The 7,613-nt window shown below is 51.0% G+C and carries 9 protein-coding genes; 4 read left to right on the top strand and 5 right to left on the bottom strand.

The window, feature by feature from the left end:
* The first annotated feature begins 148 nt into the window (after positions 1-148).
* On the top strand, positions 149-406 hold the full coding sequence (locus IKE44_RS02170; protein ID WP_013146280.1) for a YhdB family protein: 258 nt from the start codon (positions 149-151) through the stop codon (positions 404-406).
* A 47-nt stretch (positions 407-453) separates the two neighbouring features.
* Here the strand turns inward: IKE44_RS02170 and IKE44_RS02165 are convergent, their stop codons facing one another.
* Both IKE44_RS02165 and IKE44_RS02160 read right to left on the bottom strand, forming a co-directional pair.
* Positions 454-2,211: a phospho-sugar mutase gene (locus IKE44_RS02165; protein WP_049625102.1), complete on the bottom strand. Its 1,758-nt coding sequence runs from the start codon at positions 2,209-2,211 to the stop codon at positions 454-456.
* Positions 2,212-2,325: 114 nt separating this feature from the next.
* Positions 2,326-2,772, bottom strand: a complete 447-nt coding sequence (locus IKE44_RS02160; protein WP_011230073.1) for a CBS domain-containing protein — start codon at positions 2,770-2,772, stop codon at positions 2,326-2,328.
* Positions 2,773-2,953: 181 nt separating this feature from the next.
* Between IKE44_RS02160 and IKE44_RS02155 the strand changes: the two genes are divergently transcribed.
* Both IKE44_RS02155 and IKE44_RS02150 read left to right on the top strand, forming a co-directional pair.
* A complete protein-coding gene (locus tag IKE44_RS02155) occupies positions 2,954-3,391 on the top strand; it encodes a disulfide formation protein C (protein WP_033013884.1) in 438 nt (145 codons plus the stop codon).
* The gene (locus tag IKE44_RS02150) at positions 3,388-3,864 is read left to right on the top strand and encodes a thioredoxin family protein (protein WP_033013885.1); all 477 of its coding nucleotides are present in this window, start codon (positions 3,388-3,390) and stop codon (positions 3,862-3,864) included. The genes IKE44_RS02155 and IKE44_RS02150 overlap by 4 nt, the downstream gene beginning before the upstream one ends.
* Positions 3,865-3,899: 35 nt before the next feature.
* Here IKE44_RS02150 and IKE44_RS02145 read toward each other — a convergent pair whose 3' ends face one another.
* Positions 3,900-4,298 (bottom strand): YhcU family protein, encoded by a 399-nt coding sequence (locus tag IKE44_RS02145; protein ID WP_033013886.1) that lies wholly within the window; start codon positions 4,296-4,298, stop codon positions 3,900-3,902.
* Positions 4,299-4,435: 137 nt separating this feature from the next.
* Here IKE44_RS02145 and IKE44_RS02140 point away from each other — a divergent pair, with 137 nt between their 5' ends.
* Positions 4,436-5,335, top strand: coding sequence for an RluA family pseudouridine synthase (locus tag IKE44_RS02140; RefSeq protein WP_033013887.1), 900 nt, complete (start codon positions 4,436-4,438; stop codon positions 5,333-5,335).
* Positions 5,336-5,409: 74 nt separating this feature from the next.
* Here the strand turns inward: IKE44_RS02140 and IKE44_RS02135 are convergent, their stop codons facing one another.
* Together IKE44_RS02135 and IKE44_RS02130 are read right to left on the bottom strand one after the other, a co-directional pair.
* Positions 5,410-6,750, bottom strand: coding sequence for a hemolysin family protein (locus IKE44_RS02135; RefSeq protein ID WP_287464877.1), 1,341 nt, complete (start codon positions 6,748-6,750; stop codon positions 5,410-5,412).
* Positions 6,751-6,861: 111 nt separating this feature from the next.
* On the bottom strand, positions 6,862-7,554 hold the full coding sequence (locus IKE44_RS02130) for a zinc metallopeptidase (protein ID WP_011230067.1): 693 nt from the start codon (positions 7,552-7,554) through the stop codon (positions 6,862-6,864).
* Positions 7,555-7,613 lie beyond the last annotated feature (59 nt).

The raw sequence follows: 7,613 nt of genomic DNA, 5'->3' as shown, positions 1-7,613 counted from the left end.
CCGTGGCCGCGAAGCGCACCCTAGGTCTGTAAGATATCCACAAAACTGAAAAAGGATGTAAGGGATTTTGTCGAAAAATATTTTTTGGACACCCCTGAGGGGCCGAAAAGCCTTGATAAATCAACATTTCTAGAGGGAGGCATGCCGCTTGAACACCGTCGACTATGATAAGGCGCTCTATTACACGCATCGCTCCGAATGGGACAATTTGCTCATTTTAATGGTGCGTACGCCTGATGATATTTTGTCGAAAAAAATCGAAAAGTTTCTCCACGCTTATAATTTTGAACATGATTACTCCGTCATCCAGGAGCGGTTGCACGCCTTGCTTCGCTATATTGACCATGCGCTTGAAGTGAGCGAACAAAAAATGGGAGTCGAGCAGTACGCGCAGTTTTACTCGTAAGACGAACGGGGAATTGGCTGATGCCAATTCCCCGCAGATTGTGCTGATCATTGCGCATAAGAAGGAGAAACGGTGCTGAGCACATCCTTTACGCGCCGCATGACAGCTTCTGTTAAGCGGACTAGTTTTTCTTCGCTGTCCTCCAGCGACGTCCCTTTGACGCCGAAGTACGCCTTCATTTTCGGCTCCGTCCCTGATGGACGCAGACAAAACCACGAGCCATCCTCCAAGATATACTTGAGCACATTGGATGTCGGCAAATCAATGGCCGTTTTTTCGCCGGTCAACGTGTTCGTCCGCTCTTTCGTTTTGTAATCCTCAATCACCGTCACCTTTTTCCCCGCGGCCTCCACCGGCGGCTGTTGGCGGAACGACGCTAAAATCGCGGCAATTGCCTCTGCTCCTTCTTTGCCTTTCAGCGTGAGCGATCGCTGCTCCTCGCGATAATAGCCGTACTGGTCAAACAATTGCAAGAGCGCCTCATACAACGATAGCCCTTGCTTTTTATAAAACGCGCACACTTCCGCCGCGAGGACAGCCGCCTGCACGGCATCTTTGTCGCGGACAAAACCGCCGATCAGATACCCATAGCTTTCCTCATATCCGAACTGGAACGCATATTGCCCTGTTTGTTCGTATTCCTTCATTTTTTCGCCGATGAATTTGAAACCGGTCAACGTATCGACCGTCTCAAGACCAAACGATTGGGCGATCGCCCGACCAAATTCAGACGTCACGATCGTTTTTAAGACAACACCATTTTCCGGCAGAGTGCCTTGAGCTTTTCGTTGCGACAGCAAATAGTGGAGCAACAAGCCGCCGGTTTGATTGCCGGTCAGCACGACATAGTTTCCCTTGTCATTTTTAACCGCCACGCCCAGCCGGTCGGCATCCGGGTCGGTGGCGATCAACAGATCGGCGTTCACTTTCTTGCCCAACTCCATCGCCATGGCGAAGGCCGCGTGTTCTTCCGGATTGGGCGAGGCGACCGTCGAGAAATTCGGATCCGGCAACTCCTGCTCTTTGACGACAAAGACGTTTTGGTAGCCGAGCTCAGCGAGCGCGCGGCGCACCGGTTTGTTTGACGTGCCGTGAAGCGGCGTAAACACGATATTGATCGCCGTTTCCCGAGCGAGCTCTGGATGGATGGAAATCGTTTTGACCGCATGGATATAAGCATCATCGACTTCGCTTCCGATGATGCGAATAAGGCCTTTTTCTCTTAACGTTTTCTCATCTTCCACATGAATGGCGAGCTCATTTTCGACTTCATTGACATAGCGGATCACTTGGTCGGCGACAGCAGGCGGCAGCTGGCCCCCGTCCTCTCCATATACTTTATAGCCGTTATATTCGGGCGGATTATGGCTAGCGGTGATGACAATGCCGGCAAACGCCCGCAAATAGCGAACAGCAAACGACAGTTCCGGCGTTGGACGCAATTCATCAAACACGTATGTTTGAATGCCGTTCGTAGCCAACGTTTTCGCCGCCTCCATCGCAAATTCCGGCGACTTATGCCGGGAGTCATAGGCAATGACGACCCCGCGTTGCTTCGCCTCATCGCCAAACGATTGTATGTATCGCGCCAATCCTTCCGACGCTTTTCGCACCGTATACATGTTCATTCGGTTCGTCCCCGGGCCGATCTCGCCGCGCATGCCGCCGGTGCCGAATTCGAGATTTTTGTAAAAGCAATCCTCCAGCCATCGTTCATCATGGCGGCGTTGTTCCAACAACCGCTTCAATTCCGGATCGAGCTGCGGCTCACGCAGCCATTGTTCGTATTTTTGTCTCCACTCCATCGCTGTTCCCCCTTGATTTTCATTTTCCCCATTTATATATTCGTTCCCATCATACAATATACCTGCCAAAAGAAAAAGGATGCCCTGGAAAAATGTGGGCATCCTTTTTCCTCATTACCCTTGCGGCTGCGACGGTTCCGAAATGTTCGTCAACGCCTGTTCAGCCGCTTCGTTTGATGCGCTGTTCGTCGCAATATCGCCTAGTGCAACAATGCCTTGTAGCTGGTTGTTTTCCACGATCGGCAAACGGCGAACTTGATGTTGGGCCATGACATTCGCGGCTTCCTGCACGCTCATATTCGGCGTACCGGTGACGACTTGATTCGTCATGACCTCCGCTACTTTGACGGTCGACGGGTCTTTTCCTTGGGACGAAACACGCAACGTAATATCGCGGTCCGTAATCATCCCTTTGACTTGCCCGTTTTCCACAACCGGAAGCGCCCCAATATTTTTTTGGCTCATGATTTGCGCTGCTTCTTGCACCGTTTGGTTCGGCGAAATCGTTGCGACGTTTTTCGTCATAATGTCCTGCACTTTGTTTCCGCTGTTGTTCGTCAATGTGATCCTCCCCTTTCACCGATTAGTATGGCTCGTTTGTCGAGCGATATAGATAGAAAATGTTGTTTTCTTTCCTGCCCTTTGCCAGTTATGAATGGACGTGCCGTTTTCCATCCCTTATAATGGAGCTGAACAGTGTAAGATCGGGCAACGGTGTCTGCAACGGAAGAAGGGGAGAAGGATGGAACAAGAAAAACGCGCGGAACACTTGCTTTTGGCCGCATGGGCGACTGCGCTCATCGCCACCCTCGGAAGCCTTTATTTTTCGGAGGTGCTTGGGTACATTCCGTGCGACCTGTGCTGGTTTCAACGCATTTTTATGTATCCGCAAGTCATCATTTTAGGAATCGCCATCGTGCGCAAAGACGCTGCGGCAGCTCGCTATAGCTTCACACTTTCATTGATTGGCGGGGGTATTTCTCTGTATCATTATGGATTGCAAAAAATTCCGCTGCTTCAAGAATACGCCATCAGCTGCGGCCGCATTCCGTGCACAGGGCAATATATAAACTGGCTTGGATTTATCACCATTCCATTTTTGGCGTTCACTGCCTTTATGATCATTATGTTGTTAAGTTGGACCGTCATGCGCCAGCAAAGAAAGGAGAGCGAACGTTGAAAAAACTGCTCGCATTTGGCGGCATCATTGTCGTCCTGTTCGCTGCGATCTCGTTTATTACGATGTACGAACAAAAAGAAGCCGCAAGCAACAATCCTTACCATAAAAGTGAGCTCAACCCAGCCACCATCGCCCAACTTGACGACCCGAACTACCGCAACATTATTTTGCCCGCGAAGTTGAAACAGCAGCTGGCTGACGGCAAGACGCTGACCGTTTACTTTTACAGCCCGACATGCCCTCATTGCCAGCGGACAACGCCGATCGTCGTTCCTTTGGCGAAACAGCTGGGCATCGACTTAAAATTGTTCAACTTGCTCGAATTTGAAGACGGTTGGGACATATACCATATTGAAGCAACCCCGACCATTGTCCATTATGAAAACGGCAAAGAGGCAAAACGCATCGAAGGATACCATGATGAAAAAACGTTTCGCCGATGGTTTGCCTCACTGCCAATGCCAAAAAAATAAGGAGCTGCGCCTTTTACAAGACGTAGCCCCTTGCCCTACATCACCCACTGGTTCACAGCGGGAACATACATGCTGCACGGCATCGCCCGCTTATGGATAAACTGCTTGGCCCGAAATGGAAAGGTAATGCCATGACGAGCCAAAATGTTTTGGTTGCGGGCAAACAGCCATTCATATTGGTCGCACTCTCCATGTTCCCCCATATATTCGATGACGGTAATGAGCGACTGCAGCGCCGAAATGATTTGGAAAGCCTCCTTCATTGTTCCATTATATGCCACATGTTCGTGGTCCAGCGAAAGAATGCCCCATTCCTCAAATTGACGGATTTGTTCATCATCGAAGTAATACGGGAACACATCGGTATAAAAGTAGTTGAGCAAATACTGCATGTAATGCTCTTGTTCCGGAGTCGCTGCATACATCATTTTCAACGTCCTACCACCTTTTCTCGCCGCAATGCTTGCGTTCTCCATCACTAAGACGATACTATGAGTGTACCATATCTCGCGCAAGGATAGGGGTAGAAAGTGTTTCCACAGCTAACAAACAATTGGGAGTGTGACAACCTTTGTGGACAAGAAAAGGCGATTGGCTGGAATGCATCATCCCTAGCTGGTGGAGCGGTTTGACGATTGAACAGCTCCTGAAAGACGTATGGGCCGCCTCGAAAAAGCTCGCCCACCGTTGGCGGATGGAACACGGCGTCAAACTGAACGGCCAGGCTGTTCCCTGGAAGACGGTGCTCAACGAACGCGACCGGCTTCAGCTTTACGCATATGAGCCGGAGCCGTCGTTCATCGTTCCAGAATATCGGGAGCTTTCGATTTTATGGGAGGACGACCATCTGCTCGTCTTGAACAAAGAAGCCGGCATCGACATTCATCCGTCCGAACCGGGGCAAACCGGCACGCTCGCCAATGCGGTCGCGTTTTATTTGCAGTCGCAGGCAATTTTAACAAAAGTGCGCCACATTCACCGCCTTGACCGCGACACGTCGGGAGCGATTTTATTTGCCAAACACCCGCTTGCCGGTGCGACGCTCGATCGGATGCTCGCCCACCGTGCCATCAAGCGGACGTACGTCGCCCTTGTTCACGGTCGTTTGTCCCCGGAATCAGGAACCATTTCCGCGCCAATCGGCCGCGACCGCCACCATCCAACGCGCCGGCGCGTCTCGAAGACGGGGGCAAAAGCGGTGACACACTATCGCGTCATCAAAACATTCCCGTCAACATCGCTTGTCGAGCTTTCTCTCGAGACTGGACGGACGCACCAAATCCGCGTCCATTTGGCCCATCTCGGCCATCCGCTCGTCGGCGATGTGCTTTATGGCGGCAAACCAGTGTTTCATCGCCATGCGCTTCATGCCGCTAAGCTAACGTTCCGCCATCCGTTTACAAACGAAGAGGTCATTTGTCTCGCGCCAACAAGCGATTTTCCCACCGACCTTTCGCGCATTTACAATTGATCTACTCCGCCGTCCTTCAATGGAGAAGGGGATTTCTCGGCCGAAACGAGAAAAGGCAGACGCCCCCGTCTGCCTTACAAACGCAACTCCTCCTCTTCGGCGCCTGCCGCCGCCTCCTCTTTGCTCGGCTCTTTTTTTGCCACTTCCAGCGATTTCACATGATGGCCATCCATTTCCTTCACCGTAAACAAGTAGCCATCGATTTCTACACTCTCGCCTGGTTTGATATCATAATGCTTCGTTAAAATCCAGCCGCCGATCGTATCGACGTCATCATCGTCAATGTCCAGCCCAAGCAAGTCATTCACTTCGCTGATCAACACTTTGCCCTCCAAGATTAATCGATCGTCCATTTTTTGAATCAGCGGCGTTTCATCAATATCAAACTCATCTTGGATTTCGCCAACGATTTCTTCCAAAATGTCCTCGACTGTAACCAGTCCAGACGTGCCGCCGTATTCATCGACCAAAATCGCCATATGGATGCGTTCTTTTTGCATTTTGACCAACAAATCGTGAATGGCGATCGATTCAATCACTTGAATGATCGGGCGGATATAGTCTTTCATCTGCTTTTCGTTGGACGGATTGGCAATAAAGTCCGTAAACACCTCTTTCACGTTGATGAGTCCAAGCACATGGTCTTTATCGCCGTCAATGACCGGATAGCGCGTATACTTTTCTTCGCGAATGATGTCCAAGTTTTCCTTGACGCTTTTGTTAATATCGAGCGCCACAATTTCTTTGCGCGGCACCATAATTTCCTTCGCTATGCGGTCGTCAAAACGAAAAATATTATTGACATAGCGGTACTCTGACTGATTGATCTCCCCGCTTTTGTAGCTTTCTGATAAAATGAGGCGCAACTCCTCCTCAGAGTGGGCGATTTCATGCTCCGCCACCGGCCTGAGGCCAAACAGGCGCGTCACGAGCCGCGCAGAGTTGTTGAGCGTCCAAATGAACGGATACATGATTTTGTAAAACCAGATGAGCGGCTGAGCCGTAAACAGCGTAATCGCTTCCGCCTTATGAATGGCAAGCGTCTTCGGCGCTAATTCACCGACGACGACATGCAAAAAGGTGATGAGCGAAAACGAAATGATAAACGCTAAAAAGTGGGAGACGGATTCCGATAAATGGAGGCGTTCAAACAGCGGCAGCAACATCCGCGCCACCGTCGGCTCCCCGAGCCAGCCAAGACCAAGCGAGGTGAGCGTAATGCCGAGCTGGTTCGCCGATAAATAGCCGTCCAAATTCGAAATCACTTTTTTCGCCGCGACCGCCCGTCGATTCCCTTCATTGACAAGCTGATCGATGCGCGAGCTGCGCACCTTGACGATCGCAAATTCAGAAGCGACAAAAAAGGCGGTGCAAGCGATGAGAAACGCCACCAACAGCAAACTGGCTATATCCAATTCGTCTCCGAGCGCGGATGAAGCGCCCAGGTTACACCTCCTGCACACAAAGGTTTCCATTGCAGCTGATAGACGATGATGCCGCTGGGCCGCCTTAGGCGGCCCAATATGTTACGATTCCTCATTATTGTTCCCTTGGGTGAAAATGAGCACATATTTCAGCAGTTCAAATACGGCGATCAACGTTGCCGCGACGTATGTCAGCGCCGCCGCGCCAAGCACTTTGTTTACGCCTCGCGCTTCATTTGGGGCGATCAACCCTTCAGCCAGCATAAACCGCTTCGCCCGTGCGCTCGCGTTAAACTCCACCGGCAAGGTAATGATTTGGAAGGCCACCGCCAGCGAGAAAAACAAAATGCCGAGTCCAATCAGCGAAAATTGATGGAGCACAAATCCAACGAGCAACAACAACGGCGCAACGCCCGAAGCGAAGTTCACAATCGGAAACATCCGGTGGCGAAGGACGAGCGCCGCGTAGCCTTGCTGGTGTTGAACGGCATGGCCAACCTCGTGGGCGGCAACGGAAATGGAAGCGATTGAACGCCCATAAAAGACCGGCTCCGACAAACGGACCGTGCGGGAAATCGGATCATAATGGTCGGACAATCGTCCCGGAACGACCTCAACCGGCACATGGTGCAACCCGTGGCGGTCTAAAATCATGCGCGCCACTTCCGCCCCCGTCAACCCCGATGAGGCTGGAACTTCAGACCAGGCATTGAAATTGCTTGATACCTTCCATTGCGCCCAAAGCGATATCAGGAAGGCGATAAAAATGAAAATATCCATCGGATGGAATAGCATCACAGCACCCTCCGTTTTTTCAATGTTCATCAAATGTGTATACTATTATTTATTGTACT

Source organism: Geobacillus sp. (assembly GCF_017515625.1).
In the GTDB taxonomy this organism is placed as follows: Bacteria; Bacillota; Bacilli; order Bacillales; family Anoxybacillaceae; genus Geobacillus; species Geobacillus stearothermophilus.
This window is presented reverse-complemented; position numbering and strand designations above follow the sequence as displayed.